This is a genomic window from Marilutibacter maris, from assembly GCF_003233695.1.
GTDB classification, from domain to species: Bacteria; Pseudomonadota; Gammaproteobacteria; order Xanthomonadales; family Xanthomonadaceae; genus Marilutibacter; species Marilutibacter maris.
The window spans coordinates 745,788-770,537 of sequence record NZ_CP029843.1 but is presented as its reverse complement, the minus strand read 5'-3'; the positions used below and the strand labels follow the sequence as shown (position 1 = coordinate 770,537).

At 68.5% G+C, this 24,750-nt stretch carries 24 protein-coding genes; 3 read left to right on the top strand and 21 right to left on the bottom strand.

Going from position 1 to position 24,750, the window contains the following annotated elements:
• Positions 1-72 precede the first annotated feature (72 nt).
• From C9I47_RS03425 to C9I47_RS03415, 3 genes are all read left to right on the top strand, one after another.
• Positions 73-996, top strand: a complete 924-nt coding sequence (locus C9I47_RS03425) for a LysR substrate-binding domain-containing protein (RefSeq protein ID WP_223250264.1) — start codon at positions 73-75, stop codon at positions 994-996.
• Between the two features lie 99 nt (positions 997-1,095).
• Positions 1,096-1,428 (top strand): hypothetical protein, encoded by a 333-nt coding sequence (locus C9I47_RS03420; RefSeq protein ID WP_111265498.1) that lies wholly within the window; start codon positions 1,096-1,098, stop codon positions 1,426-1,428.
• A gap of 258 nt (positions 1,429-1,686) precedes the next feature.
• Positions 1,687-2,100: an acyl-CoA thioesterase gene (locus C9I47_RS03415; protein ID WP_111265497.1), complete on the top strand. Its 414-nt coding sequence runs from the start codon at positions 1,687-1,689 to the stop codon at positions 2,098-2,100.
• Between the two features lie 109 nt (positions 2,101-2,209).
• Here C9I47_RS03415 and C9I47_RS03410 read toward each other — a convergent pair whose 3' ends face one another.
• The 21 genes from C9I47_RS03410 to C9I47_RS03310 form a co-directional block, all read right to left on the bottom strand.
• Complete coding sequence (locus tag C9I47_RS03410; RefSeq protein WP_111265496.1) at positions 2,210-4,453, bottom strand: hypothetical protein; 2,244 nt, start codon at positions 4,451-4,453, stop codon at positions 2,210-2,212.
• A gap of 13 nt (positions 4,454-4,466) precedes the next feature.
• Positions 4,467-6,686 (bottom strand): ATP-binding protein, encoded by a 2,220-nt coding sequence (locus tag C9I47_RS03405; protein WP_111265495.1) that lies wholly within the window; start codon positions 6,684-6,686, stop codon positions 4,467-4,469.
• A gap of 116 nt (positions 6,687-6,802) precedes the next feature.
• Entirely contained in the window at positions 6,803-7,063 is a 261-nt protein-coding gene (locus tag C9I47_RS03400; protein WP_111265494.1) for a hypothetical protein, read from the bottom strand.
• 17 nt (positions 7,064-7,080) lie between these two features.
• Complete coding sequence (locus tag C9I47_RS03395) at positions 7,081-7,509, bottom strand: hypothetical protein (protein ID WP_111265493.1); 429 nt, start codon at positions 7,507-7,509, stop codon at positions 7,081-7,083.
• Between the two features lie 16 nt (positions 7,510-7,525).
• Positions 7,526-9,697: a hypothetical protein gene (locus C9I47_RS03390; RefSeq protein ID WP_111265492.1), complete on the bottom strand. Its 2,172-nt coding sequence runs from the start codon at positions 9,695-9,697 to the stop codon at positions 7,526-7,528.
• Positions 9,698-9,744: 47 nt separating this feature from the next.
• Positions 9,745-10,518, bottom strand: a complete 774-nt coding sequence (locus C9I47_RS03385; protein WP_190238591.1) for a phage tail protein — start codon at positions 10,516-10,518, stop codon at positions 9,745-9,747.
• A complete protein-coding gene (locus C9I47_RS03380) occupies positions 10,518-11,570 on the bottom strand; it encodes a baseplate J/gp47 family protein (RefSeq protein WP_145985415.1) in 1,053 nt (350 codons plus the stop codon). The genes C9I47_RS03385 and C9I47_RS03380 overlap by 1 nt, the downstream gene beginning before the upstream one ends.
• Positions 11,567-14,701, bottom strand: coding sequence for a putative baseplate assembly protein (locus tag C9I47_RS03375; protein WP_111265489.1), 3,135 nt, complete (start codon positions 14,699-14,701; stop codon positions 11,567-11,569). Before C9I47_RS03375 ends, C9I47_RS03380 begins: the two co-directional genes overlap by 4 nt.
• Position 14,702: 1 nt before the next feature.
• Complete coding sequence (locus C9I47_RS03370; protein ID WP_111265488.1) at positions 14,703-15,149, bottom strand: GPW/gp25 family protein; 447 nt, start codon at positions 15,147-15,149, stop codon at positions 14,703-14,705.
• 2 nt (positions 15,150-15,151) lie between these two features.
• Positions 15,152-15,472, bottom strand: coding sequence for a hypothetical protein (locus tag C9I47_RS03365; protein ID WP_223250263.1), 321 nt, complete (start codon positions 15,470-15,472; stop codon positions 15,152-15,154).
• Complete coding sequence (locus tag C9I47_RS17430) at positions 15,472-16,161, bottom strand: phage baseplate assembly protein V (protein ID WP_145985414.1); 690 nt, start codon at positions 16,159-16,161, stop codon at positions 15,472-15,474. The genes C9I47_RS03365 and C9I47_RS17430 overlap by 1 nt, the downstream gene beginning before the upstream one ends.
• Positions 16,158-17,216 (bottom strand): phage late control D family protein, encoded by a 1,059-nt coding sequence (locus C9I47_RS03350; protein WP_111265485.1) that lies wholly within the window; start codon positions 17,214-17,216, stop codon positions 16,158-16,160. The genes C9I47_RS17430 and C9I47_RS03350 overlap by 4 nt, the downstream gene beginning before the upstream one ends.
• Before the next feature lie 17 nt (positions 17,217-17,233).
• A complete protein-coding gene (locus C9I47_RS03345) occupies positions 17,234-17,929 on the bottom strand; it encodes a CIS tube protein (RefSeq protein WP_170288151.1) in 696 nt (231 codons plus the stop codon).
• Complete coding sequence (locus tag C9I47_RS17425; RefSeq protein ID WP_145985413.1) at positions 17,926-19,473, bottom strand: hypothetical protein; 1,548 nt, start codon at positions 19,471-19,473, stop codon at positions 17,926-17,928. Before C9I47_RS17425 ends, C9I47_RS03345 begins: the two co-directional genes overlap by 4 nt.
• On the bottom strand, positions 19,470-20,015 hold the full coding sequence (locus C9I47_RS03335) for a phage tail protein (RefSeq protein ID WP_211371736.1): 546 nt from the start codon (positions 20,013-20,015) through the stop codon (positions 19,470-19,472). Before C9I47_RS03335 ends, C9I47_RS17425 begins: the two co-directional genes overlap by 4 nt.
• Positions 20,016-20,060: 45 nt before the next feature.
• On the bottom strand, positions 20,061-20,222 hold the full coding sequence (locus tag C9I47_RS17685) for a DUF6760 family protein (RefSeq protein WP_170288152.1): 162 nt from the start codon (positions 20,220-20,222) through the stop codon (positions 20,061-20,063).
• A complete protein-coding gene (locus tag C9I47_RS03330) occupies positions 20,219-20,506 on the bottom strand; it encodes a hypothetical protein (protein WP_211371737.1) in 288 nt (95 codons plus the stop codon). Before C9I47_RS03330 ends, C9I47_RS17685 begins: the two co-directional genes overlap by 4 nt.
• A 74-nt stretch (positions 20,507-20,580) precedes the next feature.
• Positions 20,581-21,015 carry a phage tail protein gene (locus tag C9I47_RS03325; protein ID WP_111265481.1) on the bottom strand — a complete coding sequence of 145 codons (435 nt, stop codon included), beginning with the start codon at positions 21,013-21,015 and terminating at the stop codon, positions 20,581-20,583.
• A 6-nt stretch (positions 21,016-21,021) separates the two neighbouring features.
• Entirely contained in the window at positions 21,022-22,260 is a 1,239-nt protein-coding gene (locus tag C9I47_RS03320; protein WP_111265480.1) for a phage tail sheath family protein, read from the bottom strand.
• A 10-nt stretch (positions 22,261-22,270) separates the two neighbouring features.
• On the bottom strand, positions 22,271-23,845 hold the full coding sequence (locus C9I47_RS03315) for a phage tail sheath family protein (RefSeq protein WP_211371738.1): 1,575 nt from the start codon (positions 23,843-23,845) through the stop codon (positions 22,271-22,273).
• Positions 23,846-24,033: 188 nt separating this feature from the next.
• Complete coding sequence (locus C9I47_RS03310) at positions 24,034-24,642, bottom strand: DUF4255 domain-containing protein (protein WP_190238590.1); 609 nt, start codon at positions 24,640-24,642, stop codon at positions 24,034-24,036.
• Positions 24,643-24,750 lie beyond the last annotated feature (108 nt).

The following is a 24,750-nucleotide window of genomic DNA, read 5'->3' as shown; positions in this document are numbered from 1 at the left end:
CCACTCTTCCAGAGCGTAAAAACACCGACAAACGACCATTTCTCGCCAAATAGATGAGATGAATTCACCCGTATGCCGATAACCCGAAGAAGACTGCCGCTGTCCGCCCTGCGCGCGTTCGAGGCAGCGGCGCGGATCGGCAGCTTCAAGGGCGCCGCCGAGGAACTCGGGGTGACCCCGACCGCGATCAGCCACCAGATCCGCGACCTGGAAGCGGAACTGGGCATCGCGCTGTTCACCCGCCAGGTCCGCAAAGTGGTGCTGACCGATGTCGGGCTCCAGCTGTTCCCGGTGCTCCGCAACGGCTTCGACGCGTTCCAGGACGCGATCGAGCGGGCGGCGAAACCGGGAGGCCGCACCGTCGTCACGATCGGGGCGACCAACGCCTTCACCGCGCGCTGGCTGGTTCCGCGGCTTGCCGCCTTCAGCAAACTGGAGCGGTCGATCGACCTCCAACTGGCGGCCTCCGACGATGTCGTGCCGCTTGCCCGCAGCGAGGTCGACATCGCCATCCGCTACGGCCAGGGCGACTACCCTGGCCACGTCGTCGAGCGTCTGTGGCAGGACGAGTTCTCCCCCGTCTGCAACCCCCTGCTGGAGATCGACAGCGCCGAAGCGGTCGCCACCACGCCTCTCATCGACTTCAAGTGGAAGCGCGCGACGCCGCGCAATCCGACCTGGGAACGCTGGAGCAAGGCCTCCGGCGTGGCGATTCCCGACGACACCCCGTTCTTGCGCTTCAGCGACGAAACCCACGCAATCCAGGCCGCCGTGGCCGGACAGGGAATCGGGCTGCTGAGCACCCTGCTGGTGGCGCCGGAACTGGCCTCGGGTGCGCTCGTGGAATGCTTCGGACCGCGCATGCCCGCCCACGACTACTTCCTGGTGACGCGGCCACGCGCAACGGACAATCCGGCCGTCGGCGCGGTTGCCTCATGGATCAAGGCGCAGTTCGCCGCCGTGCCGGATCGCGACGGGCGGCCGTCCGCTTCATAATGGCCACAAACACACACGCCGCTCACCGCCGGTGCCGGCGATCCAGCCAGGCCGGCACCGCTTCGCGGGCGTACTGGCACGCATGATCGGGAGGCCGCCATGAATCTGTGGTCGATCGCAGCAGCCGTCTTGTTTGGCGGCGTGTTTGCGCTGTTCGCCTTCTGGCGCATAGAAGCCGCGGACTCCAACGCCGTTCGCGGCGTGGTGATCGCATTCCTGTTCGGCTTCTACTGCGTCATCGTCGTATTCGGGGCTTCCGGAAAGAAGCGCTCACTGTCACTGTCGGCGCAGACTGTCCTGGGCGTCGCCCTGGCCTGCGCGATTGCCGCGTTGCTCGACGCCTCCTCGCAGGGCTACGTTCTCGCACTTGTGCTGGGAATTGTTCTCGGATTCACTGCGGACAAGTGGGTGGAACACGTGCAATTGCCGTAGCCGCCCCCCAACGGCTCGCCCACGGGACCGCTACAGAACATACCCGCATGCTCGTCTTCAAGGCCATCTCAGTGCTCCATCTGGTCGCGGGGCTGGTCCTTTTCGCCGTCGCGATGGATGCCGACTCCCGGGAGGGCGGACACCTCATCGCCGCTACGGCCTCATCCACCCTCCAATCCCGCACGCCTTCCCGCCATTCGCATCATCGGCCGGCATGATCCAACATGCCCCCCATCTGCACCGGACGCGGAGCCCGCCATGCCATTGACGATCAACCGCACCATCCTGTTCGGGGACTGCGATCCCGGGGGCGTGGTGTACACGCCGCGGATCGGTCACTTCGTGGTCGAGGCGGGGCTGGCGTTCCTGTCGCACCTCCTCGACGGACCGGCGGCGCGGCGGATCTTCGCGATGGGGGTGCTGCCACCGGCGCGGGCGCTGTCGATCGAGTTCCTGCACCCGATGACCTGGGACGAGGAGATCGCGATCAAAGTGTCGGTCGAGGAGATCCGCACGCACGCGTTCGCGCTGCGGGTCGTCGCCCGCAACCGCGACGGCACCGAGACCTTCCGCGCCTCCCAGACCCAGGTCTGCGTATCGCCGGACACCCGGCGCCCGGTGCCGTTGCCGGCGGACCTGCGGGCCGCACTGGAGCGGGATCTGGCCAGCTGATGCCTCCGGCCGCCGCGGTCGCTTCGCGTCCGCGTCCGGAAAGGCCGTTCGCGCCCGTTGCGGAAGGCTCCGGCTTCATCCTTGCCCGCCCGATCAACTGACAGCGTCGTCAATACGAGACGAAGTCCCCATACGAAGCGTACCTCGACCATCGCGAGCCTCTGCGACGCGCGCCCTCGGCATCGAACAGGGCCATGACGCCGCCCAGCCACTGGTCGACATCGCCGCCGGCATATGCGTCCTGGAACGTCCCGATCCTGCCCAGCGACGTGGCCAGCTCGTGCAGCTCTCTCCTCACGTTGCGCGATTGCCGCATCTTATCCAGATCGTCCCGATGCTTTCGGGCCCACTTCAACCAGCGGGCCCGACCCTCGTGGTTCCCCCGATCGTCCGCCTGCAGGCCCAGGTAGATCGTCTGCACATAGGCGATCGAGGAGTGGCCGATCGTCTCGTGTCCGGCGAAGGTGAGACCGAAACCGGCACCGAGCCCAAGGGTCAGCCCCCCATACAGCGGCACGCCACCGACGCCGGCGCTCAGGCCGACCGGCACGGTGGCGCGCTTGTACAACAGCTTGAAGCTCGGCAGGCTGACATCTCTCGCCAACATGCGTCTGGTCGTATTTCCGCTCTGATACCAGACCAGCGTGACCTGGGTCCCCGCATTGATTCCGATGCCGACGCTGCCCACGGGGAGGCTCATCTTCTCGATCGTCGCGCCGACGGTGCCGCTCAGCAGGTCCATCAAGGTGCCGCCGGCGGTGACGCTGATGTCGGCGGTCGCATCGACCGGCGCGCGCAGCAGGTTGGCGACGGCTTCCACGCTGCCGCTGATGGTGGCCGTGATGTAGGTGCCGTCGTTGTCCGGATTGGCATCGTTGTATATATGCGACAACGACAGGGTCCCGCTGAATGGTCCGGCATCGACGGAGGTAACGCCCTCGATGACGAAACCGGTCTTGCGTTCGTGTTTCCGCCCCCGGCTGGCGGTTTCGCCCCTGTCGAAATTGATCTTTCTGGTGAACCGCTTGCCGGTGACCGAGATCCCCGCTCCCGCGCCAAACAGGCCCATCAAGGCCCGGACATCGGCACGCGTGTCGACGGATATGGCCTTGACCCGAGTCCGCCTGCGTCGCTCCAGTTCGCGAATGGCGCTGTATTGCGGATCGTCGTTCTTCAGCCTGGTACCCCGCCCCCCCAGTCGCCCGAGCATCCGCTTGACGAACTTTCCCGCCTTGTACAGGACGAAGGTGGTGACAACGTCGGAGATCGAGCGCAGGTAGTGCGCGACGAAATGTTCGAGGTTGTCGTACGAACCGACAAGCGCCCCGCTGATCCCGGCACTCACCGAGGCGCTGGCGCCGGCTTTCTCGGCGATGTTGATGTTCAGGGCGCCGCTGACCTTGATCTTGATTGCCGAGCGGATCTTGTGGTCGTCGCCGGTGGTGATCGTCCCGCTGAGCTGCAAGGTCAACTCGGGACCGAGCCTCGCGAGCAGGCTGGTCGGCACGGGAATGCCCAGCGCGCCCGCCGTCAGCGCCATCGATATGACGTCAATCCCCAACGTGCCCGACCCATCGACACTGCATGCGGCACCCCGCTTGCGAAGCTTCCGCAGCGGCGATCCCCTGCCGACCGCCGCGTTGTACAGCTTGACGTAGCGTCGCTGCCCGTTGCGCCGGATGGCATCGCGCCTCACGGGCCCGTCGCCCCCGACGGTCTCAGGATTCTGGAGGCCATCCAGGGAACTGGACTCGTCTCTCCATGACTCTCCGGAGACATGGGACGAATCCTCGGTGGCGACTTCGGCGCTACCGACATCCGAGGCGCTCCGGTCCTCGGCCTCCTCGTTCCGCCCGGACTGAAAGTACATTTCCAGCAGATCGTCCGCGGCGACGTTCCGGCGCCCGTCCGCTTCTGCGCCATCCGCTCCCTCGCCCTCGACCACGGTCGATCTTTCGATCAACTCCATGAGGCTTTCTATGGTCGGTTCGTTGCCGGCCCCGGACACCTCCGGATCGTCCGGTCCGACCTCGTCGTACTCGTCGTCGGACTCCTCGTCGACCGGATCGTTTTCCCCGATATCGGCCACGAGCGCCGCGACATCGCCGCCGCACTCCAGTTCCACGTCTTCGAGCGTGTCCAGCAGTTCCCGGGCACCGGAGGCCTCCGGGCGGTCGAACCCCGGCGCTGCATCGCCCGAGAAGTCGTCCATGTCCGGGTCATGCTCGACATCGAACTCGTCGTCGCTTTCGTCATCGAACCCGTCGACCGGTTCACTGTACGGTTCGAGCGCCCCCTCGCCCTGCAGGCGGGCCAGTGTCTCTTCAGGCAGTTCTCTTTCCGAACCAGGCATGGCGATGCGCCTCCTAGGGCTGTTTCCGCTCGGTGCGGAAGATGGATTCAAGTTCCTCGTCCTCGAAAACCCGGCCGACCTTGGCGTACTCGCGCTGGGTGGCCGCGGACAGGTGACGCATGCCGACCGCGACGTCCTCTGCCGCAGCGAGGTAGGCGGCGGACACGGCGATGTTGCGCAGGTAGCCGCCGGACAGCTCGATGCCGTCGGCAAGACGTTCCAGATCGATGTCGTCGCTGCGCGGCGTCCGCGCCGGTAGCAGGCGCTGCCAGATCGCCAGTCGCTGTGTGCGGTCCGGAACCGTGAAGGGCACGATGAAGCGCAGGCGGCGGACAAAGGCCTCGTCCATGTTCCTGGGCAGGTTGGACGCCAGGATCACCAGTCCTTCGTACTCGTCGACCCGTTGCAGCAGGTAGCTGGTCTCCAGATTGGCGTAGCGGTCGTGGGAATCGCGGACCTCGGTGCGCTTGCCGAACAGGGCGTCGGCCTCGTCGAAGAACAGGATTGCGCTGTTGGCCTCGGCCTCGTCGAACAGGCGCGCCAAGTGCTTCTCGGTTTCGCCGATGTACTTGCTGACCACCTGCGACAGATCGACGTGATACAGGTCCAGGCCCAGCTCGGTGGCCAGGACCGCGGCGGCCATCGTCTTTCCGGTGCCGGGCGGGCCCGAGAACAGCGCACTGACCCCACGCCCCAGCATCAGGGTGCGGTCGAAGCCCCATTGCGCCATCACCTTGTGGCGGTAGCGGACGTGATGGCAGAGATCGCGCAGGGCCTTGCGGCGCGAATCCGGTAGCACCAGATCGTCCCAGCCCGGACGCGCCCGGATGCGCCGGGCCAGGGCGGACAACCCGCCGCTGTGCAGTTGGCGGGCCGCGGCCAGCAGCATGCGTCGGGAAACGAACGGTGCCCGCGGTTCCCGCAGCCGCGATAGCGCGGCGGCGGTCGCCCCGGCAGCCTCGATCGCCGCGGGCGGCAATCGCACCGTCGCGGTGAAGGACTCCAGGTCCAGGTCCGGGTCGATCGGCTTGAACGCGGAGGTGGCGTCGCGCCAGCACGCGGCCAGTTGCGCCGCATCCGGCGTCGGCACGGTCACCTCGACCACCGGCCGCCGGCCGAGCCGGCAATGGTGCCGCCAGTCGTCGCACCCGCCCGAGAACAGCCAGGGGCGATAGTCCGCGAGTGCCTGCCGCATCGCATGCTGCAACGGTGGCGAGCGCCCCGACATCCAGTCGTCCAGTCCGTCCCAATACACCGCCGCACGCTGCATCATCGCTTCGCGCAGGACGATCGCCGGCAGTCCCGGCGTCGCCAGCTCCAGCAGGGCGCGCTCGACCACCAGCAGCGGCCGCCCCTGGCGTGCGGCGAGCGCCGCCGCCAGCATCTTCTTGCCGCACCCCGCCGGTCCGGCCAGGTGGATGATCGCTCCCGGGCCCTGCACGGGTTGCGCCTCCAGCAGGTCGATCAGGGCGGCAAGACGTTCCGACGGCAGTGTCGGCCCACCGGCATCGCCACCCACCCGTACCACCCGCACATACGCAGCGATCCGTTCGTCCGGCGCGTCGTCTCCAAGCAGGAACGCGAGCACTCTCGGATCCGGCTGCAACGGCTGCCTCGGCGCCGGCAGCGGATCGGACTGGCGGCCATCCGGCAACCGCAACAGATCGTGGCGCCGCAGCGGCGCCTGTGCGCCGAGGCGGCTGCGCAGGCGCCAGCGCGCGTGACCATCGACGGCGAGCAGCCGCTCGGCCAGTTCCAATGTCGGCCATCCACCACGATGATCGGGCAGCAGATAGCCGAGCAGGTCGCTGAAGCGGCTGTCCAGCGCCGGCAACATCGACAGCAGCAACAGGTCGCGATCCTGCGGCTCCAGCGCGGCGTAGTCGGCCAGGCGCTCCAGTCGCAGGCATACACCCCGCGCCTGCGCGACCCGCGCCGATGCGGCATTTCGCGACCGCAGCGCCTCGCCGCGTTCGCGCGCGCTTTGCAGTTCGGGCCTCGCTTCCGGTTCCAGCAGGGTTCCGGTCAGTATCGTGTCGACCGTTTCGACGATCCCGCCGACGCCACGCTGCCGCCATTGCCGCGCATGCTCCGGTTGCACGGGCACCTCGGTCTCGCGTACTTCGGTGGCCGCACGCACGAGCCACTCCACCCGCTCCAGTTCGGCGCGCAGGTGTGAGTTCGAACAGGTGAAGCCGACGTCGACGATCGACGCGGCCTGGGCACTGGACATGGTCGTGTTCCTTTGGATCCGATCGGGCCTGCGTCGCCTTCGACAAAGGCGGCACCCGACACGGCCCCGTTCCTCCCGGGCCGGAATGCCGGATACCGCCTTCGTCATGGCGGCACCTAGGGGGTCCCGCCGTTCGAGGAGGGCATCGCGGCATCGGCCGCCGGCGGCACCTGGCGGACGCCCGCATCGTGCGAGCGGACGCCGGACGCATCCGACGGGTTTGCGAGCATCTCGCCCAGTACCGCCATCGCCCCCTCTATGCGCAGCAGGGTCCGGGCAAGCTGCGCGCGCTGCTCATCGAGCTCGGCGAGGGCTTGCCGGCCCTTTTGCTGCTCGGCGGCAAGCGTTTCCAGGCGTCTCTCCAGAAGCTCCTTCATACCGCCCTCCCCTCACTTCACGAGTCGGCCGGGTTACCGACCGGCATCCAGCACAGACTGCGCGCGGCAGGTCCGCTCGTACCACCGGGAAGGTCGCAGTCCTGCGAGAAATCCACCCTCCACTCCTCGCCCTTCCTCACCGGCATCGTGATGCTGCAATAGTCCACCAGCGTCTTGTTGCTGCCGTCGGCGTCGCGATGCGCCGATGCGGCGGCGCGGGTGCTTCCGTTCACCTGACCCACCAGGTTCCCCTGGCGCTTGTCGGTATGGCAGTCCAGCCATGCGACCACGATCCCATCGCTGGCGGCGGTGTAGTCGGTGCCCCATTCGTAGGTCTGCTTGCCCAGGCCCAGCAGGCTCGAAGGCCCGTTCAGCGTCATCCCGTCCTTGACCGTTAGGGTCTCGACGGTGACATCCTTATCCGCAACAACGTTCATGTCGTTCATAAATCCTCCATTGGGTTCAGTTGCCTATCGGCATGAAATACAGGCGACGCTGATTCGATCCGCTTGTGTCTCCAGGCAGATCGGAGTCCTGCGTGTGACTCACCTTCCACGTCTCTCCCTTTCTCACCGGCATCGTGATGCTGCAGTAGTCCACCAGTGTCTTGTTGCTGCCGTCGGCATCGCGATGCGAGGAAGCGGCCGCGCGGGTTTCTCCACCCACCTCGCCCACAATATTTTCCTGTCGCTTGTCGATGTGGCAGTCCAGCCAGGCCACCACGAATCCGTCGCTGGCGGCGCTGTATTCGGTACCGAACTCGAGGTCCTGCCTCTGGCCCAGCAGACTCGAATTTCCGTTGAGGGTCATGCCGTCGCCCACGGTCATGCCTCCATTGGCGTTCATGTGGGCCGCACCGGCGACGTTCACCGCGTTGCCGGTGACCGTGAACAGCCGGGTTCCACCGCTCCAGACCTCCAGCGGATGGGAGCTGTCGTCCGGCGCATGCCCGATCGACAAGGTCCCGCTGGTGTCGATGCGGGTATCCGACACGGCAAGACCGCCATTGGCGTTCAACCGGGCCGTCGCGCCCACGGCCACACTGCTGGTGGACACCGCGAGCAGCTTGGTGCCGCCGCCCCACACCTCCAGCGGATGCGTGACGTCGTCCGGGGCATGCCCGATCGACAGGGTGCCGGTGCCGTCGAAGCAGGTATCCGACACCGATATCCCGCCATTGGCGGAGAAGGGCTTGTTCGAGCATACGTTCACGCCATCGGCGGTGACCGCGAGCAGTTTGGTGGCGCCGTCCCAGACCTCGAGCGGGTGCGAGACATTGTCGGGCGCATGCCCGATCGAGACGGTGCCCGAGCCATCGATCCGCGTGTCGGCGACCACCAGTCCGCCGCCGGGCTTCAAGGGTATCGACTCGCTCACGTTCACGGCGCCGGGCGTGACCACGAACAACTTCGCATCGCCGCTCCACACCTCCAGCGGATGCGTCCGGTCGGAGGACGCATGCCCGATCGACATCACGCCGCTGTCGTAGATCTTCGTATCCGCGACGGTGACGCCGCCGCTCGCATGCAGGACGACGCCCGCATCCAGGGCGGCACTCTCGGCGGTCACGCCAAGAAGCCGCGCATTGCCGTCCCATACTTCCAGGTTGTCGTCGGGACTGCCGTTGGAATAGCTCTTCCCGATCGACATCCGGCCATTGGCGCCGATGGTCGCCTTCGAATAGGCCTGGATCCCCTTGGTTTCGTCCAGGACGCAGAACAGCGGCGCGGAAGCGCCGGGGTCGGCGTTGTTCCAGACCTCGAAATTATGGGTCGGCGACTGCGCGGTCCCGACCGCCATCATCGCCTGCGCGTTGAACAGGTCCGTCACCGCGCCGGTCCCGGTGACCACCAGGCCGTCGCGCGCCTCCATCGGCACGGACGCCGCGACCCCTTCCCCGGTCACCTCCAGCAATGGGCTACCGGCTTCCGCATCGACCTCGAATCCACCGCGCGCGGTCAACAACACCCGGTAGTCGGGCGGCACATAGCCGCCATCCTCCGGATAGGCGTCTGCGGTCTGCGCGGCAACCACGTTCTCGACCCGAAGCGTCGCCGCCTCGCCGGGAGGTCCCGGCAGGTGCGCGCCGGCATAGCGCCGGGTGCGCCCGTCCACCCGGACGCAGTCCATGTCGACGGCATCGATGCTGCCTCCGGTCACCCGCACCCTGGCCAGCGGCAGCGCTCCCTCCGGCACCTCGCTGCCGATACCGATCGTCTTCGCGGGCGCCTGGGTGAAGCGGGTTTCGCCGCCACTGCCCTGTTGCGGGTCGGACGGCGTCTCCACGAAACTGACGAAGACGAGGTAGTCGCCGTTGGCGGCATCGGCTTCCAGCGTCACCGTGGTCGCCTCGGCCAGCAGAATCTGGTTGCCCATCGCGTCCAGCGCCGAGCCTGGCGCGACCACGACCGACAACGGCGATGCCCCACTTCCGTCGATCCGCACCGCCAGGCCCTCGAGGACACCCGGCGCATGCAGGTGCGTCTCGTGCCGGGTCTGGCGATCGACGTGGTAGTTCTGTTCGTCGACGAAGTCCGCGGTCGCCAGGAACTCGCCGTCGAAGTAGCGCAGCCTCGAGGTGACGTACAGCGGCCGTCGCTGGTCGGCCGGCGGCGTGCTGGGGGTGTTGCTCATGACATCTCTCCTGTCGATGATTCGGGTCTGACCTGGTGGCGTGGCGCTCACGTCCGCGACGGCGGGCGATCGCTCACCGCCTGCAGCAGCGGCGCCGGCAACTTCACACCGGTCTGCATGTCCACCGGCACGCTGCCGAGCACGGTGTTGCGCGCCACGTACACGCCCTGCGCCGCGAGCACCGTTTCGCGCAGGGAGGGCGGATCGCCCAGGTCGGGATCGGGCCGATCCAGCAGGACCAGCGAGGGGTACTGCAGTTGCAGGCTGTAGTAGGTGTGCGCGGGCTTCTGCAGCTCGATCGCCGCCTCGACCTTGCGGTAGAGCTGGCGCAGCGTCGCCGGGTTCTGGCGCGCCCGGATGGTCAGGCTCACCACGAAGTGGTAGTGGTTGACCGACGAGTCGCCGTCGTCGACGCTGATCTCCACCGCCTCGGTGACGCACAGCCTCAGCATCTGCTCGATCCCCCTGCGGGTGCCGCGCAGCATGTACAGGGGCACGACCGATGCCACCACGTTGCGGCGGGTCGCGTCGGACCAGTCTTCGCGCAGGTCGACCGCCACCCAGCTCGCCAGCCACGGCAGGAAGTCCTCCGGCGTGTCCTGCGGGCGGAAGTAGGCGGAGATTCCGTCCAGGGTCTCGGCCAGTCCCTGCAGGCGTTCGACGCCGCGTCCGGCGCCGCTCGCGGGCACCGTCACGCCGCCGGACAGCACCGCCTGGAAGGCGAGCAGGAAGCGGCCAATGAAACGCCCGTCCTGCAGCGGCGCCGGCAGGTACTGCAGGTACTGGCTGACCTGACCGTCCTTGCAATCACCCCTCATCATCATTCAGCCTCCGTGTCCGGCATCCAGGCGACCCACTGGCTGCCCTGCTGGCCCAGGACGCCCTGCAGCACCATCGCGGTCGGATCGAAATCGGACGGCGCCATCTGCGGCAGCTGATCGTCCGCCAGCACGACCGAGTCGCCGCCGTTGACGCTCGCGCCCTCGACGAAGGCGACGCCGGGCACCGCGGCCAGCCGCACCGTCAGATCGCTGCCGCGGACGGTGCGCCCGAACGGCCAGCCGCCTCGATCGGCACCTCCATGAAGTGGATGCAGATACTCGAACAGCACCCGGCGGGCCCGCTCCAGGACCTCGGGTGCGCGGAAGTCGCTGTCGATGTACAGGGTGGCGGCGACCTGCAGCGCTACGAAGCGGGGACCGGCCACGCATACCGTCGTGGTCACGATGCGGCGGTCCTCGAAGAACGCCGACAGCGCATCGGCCAGATCGGCCGACGGTTGCGACCAGGGGGCGCTGTCGGTTGCCTGCGGCAACACGACAAGACTGATCGCGCCGGGCTGCGCTTCCGGCGCCGCTTCGCCGCCGCCAGCGGCTGCATTCACCTCGGGCAGGCAAACCAGACGCGCGATCGACCCGCCATCGGCGCTGGCGATCGCATCGGCGGCGTGCGTCTGCGGGAAGGCCAACAGCGCCAGTCGCTCGTAGTCGGTCACGGTGACCGCGCGATAGCGGCGGCGCAGCAGCTGCAGCACTTCGCGCACCGTCTGCAGCGGCTCGCCGGCTGAAGGATCGTGCGGACCTGCCAGCGCAGCCTCGTCCCCCGAGACCGCCTGCAGATCGCGCAGCACCGATTCTCCGTATCCGGTCAACAGCTGCAGGAACGCGCGGTAGCTTTCGGGCTGGATCCGGTTGCTGCGATAGACCAGCATCTCCGTCAGCCACGCCAGCATCTCCAGCACAGCGATTCCGGGGTCGGAAGGGTTGTAGTCGGTCCAGTCCGAGCCGTACCCCGGCAGCGCGGCAACCGCGCCGGAGATCAGCTCGTCGTAGTCGATATCGTCGAGATCGGGCAGTTCGATCGGCATGGTCATGCGCTCCCGGCAATCGTCACGGTGTGCCTGCCCGAGCAGACCAGCAGCACATCGAGCCTGCGGTCGGCGATGTCCTCGGCCACCTCGTTGCCGACCGCGGCTCCGGTCCGGGTCAGCAGCGGCCGTCGCGACACGGACAGCTCGCCGACCCCGTCGACGCCCGGCAGCGAGGCCAGCAGTCGCATCAGGTCGGAGTCGTGCACCATCTGCCCCAGCTCCCAGCCGGCGTGGTCGAAACCGCCCGACAGCGGATGCAGAAACCGCTCCAGCGCGCGTTCGACCTCCTCCCCCAGCGCATCGGCACGGTCCATGCCGCGCGCAACGACGGTGACCGTGACCGCGACCTGCATCCAGTCCGGTCCGGACAGCCCCAGCGCTACCGCGGGCGGCATGCGCGAGCGGATGAAGCCTTCGACCTGGCGCAGCAGGCCCAGCTGCGGCGACGGCCGCGCGCACTCGTCGTCGGGAACGACGACGATCAGAACATGGCCGGCACTGGGCGCGGAGCCGGCACTGGCGGTCGGGTCGAAGCCCGGTGTGATCGCCCTCACCTTGGCGATCTGCGGGAACCCCTGCCTGACCAGGTCCTCATAGTCCTGGCGCGCGGTGGCGCAACCTCGGTGGCGCAGCAGCTTCGGCCCCCAGTCCATGACCGCGCCGTTGTCCTCGCCGTCCGCGCCGCCCGACGCAGCCACGAGGTTGTCGACCGAAGCGACGTGGGCAACCGCGGTGACCAGGCGGTTGATCACTCCCGCGGGCAGATTGCCGTCGGCACCGCCGCCGGAGCGGTAGTGGGCCATCACCACGTTGTTCCTGCCGGCCGGCGGAACCCGACCGTTCCTGCCGTCGCCGAAGGTCACCGTGCCGCTGCCGTGATCGAGCGTGTAGTGGCGATCCTGCGGTCCGGAGGCCGCGAAGCTGCCGACCTGCTGCCAGCGCATCCAGGCCGTGCCGGTCTGCGTCGATCCGTCTTCCGGCTCCGCCTTCCCTGGCAGCTCGCCGCCGCCCGATGCCGGGTCGGCGGACGGCGCGAGCGGTTCGCGCACCACCAGCCTGGTGTTCTCCAGGACCGGCGTATGGGCGAGGACGAAGGTCTGCCCGGGGGTCTGATGACTGGACCCCAGCACCTCGTCGTGCACGCCCCGGGCGTTGCTCGCGGCCACGCTGTTGGGCAGCACCCGGCCCGCGCACGGAGATACCGCGTAGCCGCCCGCGCTCAGGCGCGCACGCAACCAGTACAGGGGCAGCGATCCGAACTGGGCGCTGCGCAGGTGGTCGGACGGAGCGATGAAGCGCAGGAAGCCGCTCTGGGCGAAGCCTTGGGTACCGTCCTCGACCTGCAGCGTCCGCCACCGGGTGACGCCCGACTCGGCGGAGACCGGATATTCCCAGCACACGTCCGCCAGGCCCTCGCCACCGAAACCGTTGCTCCCGTTCTTCACCGCGTTGACGCTCTCGCGGGTCACGCCCGACAGCGGGCTGACCTCCAGATACAGCGACACCGAGGCTTGGCCGAGCGAATCGCCGAAGGCCAGATAGAACGCCGGCTGGTCGTCGTCGCGGAAACGGAACGGCGTCAGCGGGGTCGAGAAATCCAGCACCTGACCGCCCTCGCCATTGTCGACCACGCAGACGGGCGTCACGCTGGGGGTGTACTCGGCGCTCACTGCGAGGCCGGCGAGGACAGGCGGACGACAGCCGTTGTCGATGACGCCGGTGACCGCATCGCCGTTGGCGGGGTCGGTGGCGGCGGTGACGCCGGTGCCATAGCTGCCCGACGCGATCCGGATGCGCAGGCTCGGCTGCTCGACATCGGACGGGGCGCGGAAAAGCCGGATTCGCGCGGTGCCGTCGTGCTTCAGTGTCGACACGCTGGCGTAGGTGGCATCGGACGGGGCATCGGCGTCCGCCACGTCGCTCCCCTGCGGCGGCGGGTCCGAGGTGAATTCGGGCATCACCGCACACCAGCGGTCGCCGGCACCCAGCTCCCAGGCGAGTCGCGGATCGTCGCCGGCCACCAGCGCCTGGTCCGAGGCGGCCAGGGTGACCCGCAAGGTGATCGTCGCGTCCGCCGCGACCGGCACCGGCGCGTAGACGACGGTGCAGCAATCGTTCAACGCCGGCTGCGGCCCCAACGGCTGGTAGTCCTTGCCGGTGTCGATCGCCAGACCATTGAACAACACCTGCTCGGGTGCGGCCTCGGCCATCAGGACCGGCACGGTCGTGGTCAGATGCGCGTCGCACCAATCGGGGATCGAGCCGACGCCTCCCAACGGAACGGTATCCAGGCGTACCCGGACCCAGCAGGCGTGCCCGGCCGCGGGCGCCGACCGCAACGTGCAGCCGGCCATGTCCGCGGGTCGCGTCTGCGGGTCGAACAACTGGCAGCGATAGGTCCGGTCGTCGGTCGTGCCCGCGCCGGGGACAAGCGGCTTCCACGCAGCGCCCTCGTCGGCGTCGGAAAAATACTCCCAGACCACGCTGCCGGCCTCCTGCAGGTCCGCCCAGGCCTCGGCATCGGCGGCGGACGCGAAGTCGATCGACAGCTCGACCGTCGCGTCGACAATCGAGATCACCTCGTCGGCGGCCAGATAGACCGCGTGCTCCACCGCGTCTTCTCCGGCGAACACCTGGTAGCTGCCCGCCGCCCTGCCGGTCGCGATCGAGGTATCGAACGAGATCCGGTCGAGACAGTTCGCCTCCTTCGGCTGGTAGCTGATCGCACGCGCCAGCAGCGGTCCGCCGGCCGGCAGCAACTCCAGCGCGTCGCTGGTGTAGAAGGTGACGCTGCTGCCGTCGGCACGCTGTCCACGCACCTGGGTGCCGGCCGGCACCCGCACCTGCTGGGCGCCCGCGCTGGCGGTGAACGTCAGCGGCACTTCGGCCGCGCGCGCGGGCCGCGGTTGCAGGCCGAGCATGCGCAGATAGGCCAGGAAATGCCGGTTCGGCATCTGGTTCAGGCGCGCGATGACCTGCTGCGCCATGCCGGCGAACGCACCGATCAGGGCCGAGGCCGCATCCGGGCCGGCGCCGGGCGACCAGCCCGACAGTGCCTGCGCCAGCCGCGATGTCTGCCGGACCAGGTCTGCGTTGTCGCGCGAATCGATGTCGGGAGGCGTGATGGGCTTCATGTCAGGCCGGCTCGGCAGCGGTGAGATAGAAGGGGTAGACCATGTTGAAACGGCTGTTGGTGGCGCGGATCAGGTAGTGGATCTCGACCGTCACCGCGCCCTCGGACGACTGCGACGGCTCCGATCGCACGCCGATCAGCTCGATGCGCGGCTCCCAAAGTTCCAGCGCCTGGCGCACGGCATGGTCGATCTGTCCGAGGGTCGAGGCATCGAGCGACGCGAAGACCAGGTCGTGGATCGCGCAGCCGAAATCCGGGCGACTGACGCGCTCGCCGATGGCGGTGCCGAGGATCAGCCAGATCGACTGGTGGACCAGTTGTTCGCCGTCGGCCTCGGCGATGCGGCCGTCCGCGTCCAGACCGATGCCGAATCCGTCGGAGCCGAGCGTGGGCAGACCGTAGTTCCATCCACTGCCGAGAAAGCCGCGCTGGCGCTTGTCCGAAGCCATGCTCAGCGCCCCCTCACCCGGGTCTGTCCGGGCAGGATGCTGACCGCAACGCCATTGGGCACGCTGACGCCCCGGTCGCCGTCCAGGAGCAGGGCCTGTCCCATCGACCGCAGTCGCAGCGCGCCGGTCGGCCACAACGCGGACACGCAGGGCAGCGGGCTCCCGCCCTCGGTCAGGTGCGGGCAGCCGGCGATCAGGTACGGCGGCGGCTGGGTCACGATCGGCTTGCCGCCAAGCCGGACCCGCGGATTCGGAGCGGTCGGCTGCGCCTTGCCACCATGGCCGCACAGCACGGTATTGGCGATGGTTGCCAGAAAGCCCATCAGGTCACCTCCAGAGCGTCCTTGTTGATGCGCACGCCGGCCAGGCACTCGATGTCGATGCCGCTGTCCGCGGACAGCCGGCCCTTGGCCCCCTGCAGCTCGCAGGACGACCTCGCGGTGACCTTGAAGGCGTTGCAGGAGACATTGACGTCGCCGTCGTCGCTGCTCAGGTCGATGCCCCCGGCGGCCGCGACCCGCACCTTTCCGGCGGACTCGATGGTGACGACGTCCTGGCTGGCGTCGATGACGACCCTGTTGCGTTGCGCGGCATCGATCAGGGTGATCGTCTCCGCGCCCTCGGTGTCGTCGAAGGTCAAGGTGAGGCCGCTGCGCGAACGGATCACCCGGCGATCGTTGCCGCCGTCGCGATTGTCGTCCGGCGGCGCGTCGACGCCGTTCCAGAGCGCGCCCACGACATAGGGCTGGTCGATGTTGCCGTGCGCGAACATCACCAGCACCTCGTCGCCGACCTCGGGCAGCATCCACACTCCGCGGTTGGCGCCCGCCATCGGCGTGGCGATCCGCGCCCAGCCGCTCTCGTCCTCGCTGCTGAGCCACGGCAGCCGCAACCTGACCCGCCCCATCCCTTCCGGGTCGACATTGTTGGAGACAAGCCCCACGACCGCGCCGTAGATGCGCCCGGGAACATGCGTGGCATCCGGCCACCGGCTTGATCCGGGCAGCGTCATGATGCGTTCCTCCGTACCTTGATCGTGGTCTGATAGCCACTCGTGGAAGAGAAGCCGTGGCGCGCCTGGGTGATGTAGTACGGACCACTGAAGCGCTCGCCCATGTCGCCGAGGGACACCACGCTCCCCGCCCGCAGGCGGGTCGAGCCATGACAGACGCCCTCTCCGAGAATGAAAGCCAGACCGCGGTTGGCGAACTGCCCCCGGCTGGCGGCATCCGCCTCGTCCTGGGAGTCGACCGGCTGCGCGATGCGTACCGAGCAGCTGTCGCCAAACGCGCGATCGGCGATATCCGCGCCCAGGGTTCCGTCCATCGCCCGCAATCCCGCGCTGTCCGCGTATCCGACGATCGCCTGCTTGTTGCCGATGTCCCAACCGTTGACCTGCAGCGCACCGACCTGGCCCTGACTGGTCATCCTGAGTTCGAACGACTCGATGTCGCGGTTGCTGAACAGCTCCGCCACCGGTTCGGCCGCGGTCTGGTGCGGGCGGAAGCACAGGGTCGAGCCCTGCATCGCGACCTCGTAACCGATAGCCTCGGCGCGGGCGCTCAGGAAACCCAGGTCGGACTGCGCGTGCTGCCAGACGTGCTCGTGAACCACGCCGCTGTCGACCACCTGCGCGGCCAGGTCGTTGTCGCGGGCGATCTGCGCGGCGATCTCGCTATCGCTCATCTGCACGAAGGTCCGCGTGCGCCCGCCGCGCAGCAGGCGATGGCGCCGGTCGTAGCCGCGCACCAGCAGGCGCGGCTGCGCGTCCGTGCCGACGCCGAGTTCGAGGCTGGTGATCTCGCCGCTGATGACCGTTTCGAGACGGTCGACATAGCCGAGCGCAACCTCGACCTCGGCACCGATCGCGAACAGATCGCTGTCCACCCAGGTGTAGCTCTGCGTGGCCTGGTGCCAGCTGGCCAAGGTCAGCGCGAACATCGACGGACCGGCGATGTCGTCCAGCACCGTGATGCCCAGCACGTCCGGCGCCACCGTAACGGGCAACGGCATGCGATCGACCTTGATCCGGTAGTCGGGAATCGCGCAGTTCTCGGGAACGTTCATGATCGGGCGCCTGGCATTCAGTTGCGGAGTTTGGGAACCAGAAGGACCTGACCCGGCGTCAGCCGCAACGGATCGCCCAGCGCATTGGCGTCGGCGATCGGCCGCCAGCGCCGGGCGTCGGCGTACATCGCCTCGGCGATGAGCATCAGGGTGTCGCCCGGCTGCACGGTGTACTTCTTGGCCACGTCGGCGGAGTGCAACTCGTCGGCCGGGCGCGACAGCGCCTCGCGGGCGACGAACCGGCAGCTCACGGACGCCCGTACCGGCGTCCCGTCCGGCAGGAACAGGGTGACGGTGGTGTCGGCTTCGGCCAGCACACCGCAGAACAGGGTGCCGCGCCCCCAGCGCAGGGTGCAGGTCGGCGGTTCGTGGGTCTCGCGATCGGGCCGGGTCAGCCGCTCTATCGCCCAGGTCTGGTCGAGCACATCGTGCGGCGCATTGCGGGTCACGCTGGCGAACGGCACCAATGCCCGGGCCCACGGTGCCGACGCGGGGTCCGGTGCATCGTAGGTGTCGAAGAACAGGTCCAGCGCGAGACTGGCCGGCGGGCTGCCCCTGAACTTCAGCGCCGATATCCAGCCGACCTGCGCGGCCTCGTCGCGCTCCCACGTGGCCTTGCGCCGGAACACCAGTCGGGCCGGATTGAACAGCGCCTTCAGGCTGACCGGCACGCCATCCCGCACATGTTCGATCGTGAGTTTCTCGAGCTTCACGACCATCCTCCCTGGCGCTCGGCGTCCACTGCCAGGCGCTTCATGATGTGCCTCTCGACCTTGCGCGCCAGCTGGTCGATGTCGACCGGCGCTCGCGGTTCGGGGCGCGGTACGGACACCCCCGGGGTTTGCCCGGCATCGTCCGTCGCCGGCAATGGCGATGGCGATGGCGAAGACATGAACGCGGCGACCGCATCGCTGCTGTCCGCATCGATGGCGGCGGACCGCGAGGCCGCTGGATCCGTATACCCGGCGTGTGGAAGCGTGGATGACGGATTGCGGCCGGGCTGGAACCCAACGGCTGTCGCCGGTACGGCCGCAACCGTGGCGCGTGCATGCCCGGCGCGCGGCGCCGTCGGCCTGAGCCCGACCGGGCTGGCAGCTGAGCTGGAACTCGAAACGGTCCCACCGCGCTCGGCGCCAACACCACCGGGCGGATACACCGGCCTCGAATGCAGAACCGGACGCAGCACATCGGAAGCATCGCCCGCCACCCACGGGTCGCGACGGCTCGCCCCCGCGCCCGCAAGCGTTGGTGCCGGCTGCGCCGGTAATGGCGATGCCGGCGCGACGGCGATGTGCGGCGTCGATACCGGCGATGACCCGCCCGTATCACTCTTGGCTACCGGGTTGTCCGTTGGCCCGCGTCCGGCATCCGCCGGCCTGCCGACGACGTTGCGCATCGGAGCCGACAACCCTGCGCCCGGTCGGCCACCGGCACTGGACTGGACCGCGTCCGCAGGAGCGGAACGCACTCGTGTCCGTGTATTGCGCAGCGGCGGAACGACGACCGTACCGGCGCCAACGCGCGGCTCTCCGTCGGCACCCGCATCGGTCGCGGCCCGCTGCTGCGGCTGCGGCTGCGCCGTAACCATCTCACCGGCTTGAATGCCGCGACGCGATCTCGCCCGGTGTCCGCCAGCGGGTACGCTGAGCACCGTCGTGCTGGCCGGCACGGGCGCCTCCGTCGCCGCGGATACCGGCGCGCCGGCACGCCCCAGGGACGTCGGGGCCGCGGCCGCCTCGTCCTCCCGGCCGGATTCGATAGGAACGCGTCGCAGCGCCGGCATGGCATCGCCCACCGAAGCGTTGTTGGCGGCCGGCGACTGCGGATGCGACACCACCACCGGCAGACGCCGCGTTCGCGACCGCTCCGGGGCCGTCGACGCTATCGTGGCGCTGGCGCGCTCCGGCTCTGGCTGCGGCGGCACCCGGATCACCGGCACCATCGCGGTGGCGCCCGACGACCGGACCGGTCCGGCCGAAGACGGGCCCGCCGCGGAGACGCGCCAACTCACGTGCACGATCGGCGCCTCTTCCACGATGCCCCCGGCCGCCCGCATGCGTCCGGCCAACCCGGTGCCCAGAGGCTGCGAACGGGTACGGAAGTAATCGATGCGCCGCCATATCCGTTCGCCCAGCGCGGTCGGAATGACCGTCGCCCTGCGCCGTAGCCGCTCCACCAGGCCAGGGACGAGGTGGCGCTGCCACGGCGCGCTCGCGTGGTCGTCCGCCATCGACGCGACTGTCGTCGTCCCGCTCATCGTCCACCGGTCTCCGACTCGACCAGCTCGGCCACGGCATGTGCCGCGCCAACGCCACGGCTGAGCAGGGGCTTGTCGATCCCACGATGGACCAGTTCGATCCGCTCGACCGCGATCTGGCTGGATTGCATCGCGTTGAAGTCCGGTCCGACCCACTTGACCGGCAACGCGGCGCTGACGTTCCACCACATCACCGGAACATGACGCCGGTCCAGCAGCATCACCGTGATGTCGCGCCGGGTCAGGTCGCCGCGGCACACGCGCGCGTGCCAGCTGTACAGGGTGTCCAGCTCGGTCACGCCGCGGGTCAGCACCAGCCGTGGATGGCGGGTTCCACCGGGGAGCTGATGGCGGTAGCCGTTGACCCCGCCTTCGTCGTGGCCGGTCACCTCCACCTCGCTCTGCAGGCCGCCCACCGCGCTGAAGCTGCCGGCCAGCAGGCCGTCGACCTCGACGAAGAAGTTGTTGCCCGCATGCGGGTCGAGGCGGACTCCCAGGTGATTCCTGGAAGCCACCAACGCCGCATTGATACCTATCGACATGAGATGAACTCCGCTGCGTTCCTGATTCGAATCCATCGCCGCGCCTCAGCCGGACGGGCGATTGAGCTCCTCGTTGACGGCGGCGACCTCGGCGACCCAGCGCCGTCGCTCCAGGTGATCCAGACCCAGGACGTCCCGGTAGGACCAATGCAGATAGCGGGACAGGTACGCTACCTCCTCGAACAGTCGCTCCGAGGGGTAGCTCACGCTTCCCCCGGTGGCTGCACCTCCACCTCGAACCGCTCCTGGCAGTGTGGGCAGCTCACCGGCAGACGCGCATGGCCCTGCTCGTTGAGGCGCCTGTAGAGGTCCTGCAGATAGACGAAGTCCTGCGACGCAAGCCCTTCCATCACCTTGGTGTTGATGTGCTTCAAACCGCCCAGGCCGACGACGACCCGGGACAGCAGGACGATGACCAGGTACCCGGGGTTGCTCCGCACCCTCGCGTCGTTGAGCGGCGCGATCTCGTCGTAGGCCGTCGCCAGGCGCATCCGCCCTTCCCGGTGCGTCGCTCCCTCCTCATCCGTGTAGCCGCAGGGCAGGACGAAGGGAAATTCCGCCGTCGCTACCACGTCTGCGCCTCGACGCCCTCGTGGGTCAGCTCGAGCGCCTCGATCGCGACGGCGTCGGAGGTGGCATCGAAGCCGGGGCCGTTCCAGCGCGCAGGCCAGGCATTCTTGAGATTCCAGCGGATCTGCTCTTCGCCCTTCTCGTTCATCAGGATGATCGACAGGTCGCGGCGCTGCAGATCTCCGGAATTCACGCTGTCGCGCCAATCCCACAGCGAACGGTCGGCGGTAATGCCCCGGCGCAGGGTCACGTTCGATCCCGACGAGAGTCCGGGCAGCTTGCGCTGGCCGAGGGTGGGGTCGGTGCCTTCGCGGTAGCTGACCACCGTCGTCGAGCTGTCCAGCCCGCTGCACTCCTTGAACGCGGTGCTGGTGATGCCGTCGATCTCGACCTTGAAGTTGTAGCCTCTGAACGGATCGGTCTGGGCCATGACTGCTTATCCTCCAACGTGTTGAAAAATGGCGAGATCGTTCCCGCCTACCCGAATGTCGATGGTGATGAACTCCGCCGGTGCCACCACCGCGATACCGGCCTCGACCACGACCTGCCCGCTCTCGCGTACCTGCGGAGGATTGGTATCGGCGTCGCAACGCACGAAGTACGCCTGCTCCGGCGTACCTCCCGCGAGCACGCCGCTGCGATACATGTTTTCGAACAGGGCGTTGACGATGCGGTTGACCCGCACCCACAGCAGCGGCGTATCCGGCTCGAACACGAGCGGAGCCAGCACTTGCTCCAGCCGGCGCGTCACCACCTGCAGGGTCCGCCGCGCGGTCACGTAGCGCAGCCCCGAATCAGCACCGTCGTAGAAGGTCCTCGCCCCCCAAACACGGATGCCGCGCTTGCGGAAGCCGCGCAACGGATTGATGCCGGCCCGGCCCACCGCCGCCAGCGCATCCGCGCCTTCGCCGTCCAGTGCCACCGCGCCGATCACGACCTCGTTCGCCGGTGCGCTCCAGACCCCCGCCGCGCGGTCGTTGCGGCTGTACACACCCGCGATGTGTCCGCATGCCGGCACCGCCATGCCAGGCATCGCGTCGACCGCGGGATGCGCGTCCGTGTGCTGCGACGGACGCCCACGGGCCACCTGCAGCCATGGGCCATAGCCGGCACCGAAGGAGGCCTCCACACCCGGCCGCCCACGCATGGCCGCCGCCAGTGCCTGGCGATAGGCGTCGAGGTCGTCCGCGCGCCGTGGCGCATCGAGGATCGCGAAGTGGCGGCCGCCACGGGCGCACCATGCCAGGATCCGTGCATGCGCCCGGGCCAGCTCATCGGCCGGGACCGACGCCGCCAGGTCGGGCGCGCAGACCAGGTCGAAGTCGCCGGCATGCGTCTCCATCGCCTCCAGCGCGTCCACATCCGCCTGCCCGGTCCCGGCGCTGTCCGCCGGGACCAGGTAACACCGTCGCCCGCCATTGGCAAAAAAGCCTCTGAGCGCATACGGCGTCATCCCCCGCATCGCGGCTGCCGCGGCGACGATCGCGTCGCGCTCGTCGCAATCCAGGCGGATGACGCGGTCGATACCGCGCACGCCGAGAAACACCGGCGTACCGGTATGGACGGGCTCGACGCCCGCGTCCACGGCCCGAGGCGACAGGTAGACGCCGGGAAGCGTCGCCTCCATCGTGGAAGCAACGACCTGCATGCGGGGGCTGGCGTCGCGGGCGGGCATGCGATCGTCCTCAGGCGCTCGTGGTCGGCGTGGCGCTGCCGGAGGTCAGGCCCAGCTGGAACACCACGAACTCGGCCGGCTTGGTGATCGCCACGCCCACCTCGGTGACGACCTCGCCGGCGTCACGCACGCTTTCGGGATTGGTGTCGGCGTCGCACTTGACGTAGAAGGCCTCCGCCGCGGTGCTGCCGAACAGCCCGCCCTCCTGCCACAGACGGGTCAGGAACGAGGTGACGTTGCGGGTGAGCTGGCCCCACAACGCCTGGGTGTTGGGCTCGAACACCGCCCACTGCGTGCCGCTCTCCAGCGACTGGCGGATGTAGTTGTAGGTGCGGCGGGTGCTGACGTACTTGAACTGCTCGTTCTCGTCGACCTGCAGGGTGCGCGCGCCCCAGACCAGGATCCCGCCGTTGATCTGGCGGATGCAATTGACGTTGATGCCGAGGACGCCGTCGCCATTGGGTTGCGAGCCGGGGTTGTTGAGATACTTCTGCTGGTTGTCGCTGACGTAGGTTTCCAGTGCCAGCGCGCCGTAGACGGACTCGTTGGCCGGCGCCTTGAACACGCCGCGCTGGGCGTCCACCCGGGCATAGACGCCGGCGATGTGGCCACTGGGCGGCGCGTAGATCTTCTGGCCGCTGCCGGCGTCGACGACCTGGATCCACGGGTAGTAGATCGCCGCGTAGTCGGAGTCGTTCGGAAGCTGGCTGCTCGGATAGATCGGCTGGTTGTCCTGGTTGGCCCAGTCCGCGCCCTGCGGCGCATCCAGCACCGCGAAGCAGTTCGGTGCGTTGTCGGTGCAATGGGTGATCAGCGCGCGCCAGTGGTTCTCGCCGGTCAACCCCGGCGCGGCGACGATCGAGATGTCGGTGAACGGCTCCAGGGCCGCCAGCGCCTTGCCGATGTCGTACTCGGCACTGTTCAGATCGGCCAGGCTCTTGGCCCGGTACTTGAGCCAGAGATCCTCCGCCCAGCGTTTCGACGCGCCCTTCAGCAGCTCCTTCAGCGCACTCCTGGGGGTCGATTCGAGATCGGCCAGGCTCTCGTCGAGCCAGTTCCACAGCGCGTCCTGCAACGGTCCCGCCTGTGCCGGCCGCGTCGGCAGGTCCATGTCCTGGAGCGCCGCCTGCAGACCGGCCTGCAGGCGCTTCTGCCGGTCCGCCTTCAGCGCCTGGCCATGACCGGCGAGAAACCCGGATACCAGGTCGACCGCGTTCTTGGCCAGCCACTGCTCGGCGGCCTTGACCCCGAACCACTGCCCGACCTTGCCCGCGATCGTATCCTTCTCATGCATGCACGACGCACGCGTGACGTAGCAGCGGGTGCCGCCGTTGTCGAAGAACCCATAGACGCCGTTGGCCAGCATATTGAGGCCGACGTCGTAGACAGGCAGCTTGCCGTCCACCGCGAACAGCTCGGCGAACTGCCGGTAGCTGGTCACGACGCGGACCGTTCCTGGCGGCGGCCCGCCGACGGTCAGGCCGACAAAGGCGGCAACATTGGTGCTCGCGCCCTGGATCGGGCCGGGAGCAGGGGGCACCTCCTGTACGTGCACCCCGGGCGTTTGGTAGGTCGTGGTACTCATGGTGCTCCTCCTCGGATGAAACGCTGATCAGGTGATGCCGCGCGCGGACGCGGCGAATCGGTATCGGGTACGGGCTCCGGCTGCTTCGTCCAGGCCACCGGACCCTCCGCGGGACGCGTCGGACCCTGTTCGCGGGACCGGCATACCGGACCGGTGCCCACGCGATGTCCGGGGACGATGTCCGTCGCTCATGAAGGAGCCTCTGCCGGCCGGCGCGACGACGCCGTGGCCATTGCCGAATCCAGCTGCATGTCGAGCACGCTCGAGCGCACCGGCGGGCCGAGGTCTTCGACGCCGCCGGTCCCGACGCAGATGGTGACCTTGTATTCCAGCGCCGCCCTCGGCTTTCCGCCCAGGGCCAGCCAGAAGTCGCCGCGTTGTTCGGCGGTTCCCTGGATCGCCACCGTGGACAACGGCATCGGCTGCAGCTTCATCGCGCCCCGACGCAGCTCGTCGGGCACGAAGCGGTGTTGCAGCAGCAACCTCAGCGCCCAGCCGAGCAGGCGATGCTCGGTTTTCTCCGGGGCCTGGTCACCGGCCGCGGCCCACGCGGTCACCAGGTAGGAGCAGTCCACCCGCACCGGTGCCTGATGGCCGACATAGGTGTCGCCCTCGAGCCGGGCCGACGGCACGCGACTGCGCAGGTCGCGGTTCTCCAGGATGGAGTGCAGGAACAGATTCAGGGTCGGGATCGTCGCCGCGAAATCCTCGTCCGGCCGGGCGAAGCTGATCGCGATCTGGTCTTCGAGCTTCGGCGGTATGCCGGCCCTGACCAGTGCCTCGATCGTTTCGTCCAAGCTCTCCAGCACTGCCCGGCTCCCGCCCCGTGAATTGGACGCTCAGCCTAGGAACGGCCCCTGCGACGGGACAGGAACAGAACGGACATCGACATGCAAAAAACGGCC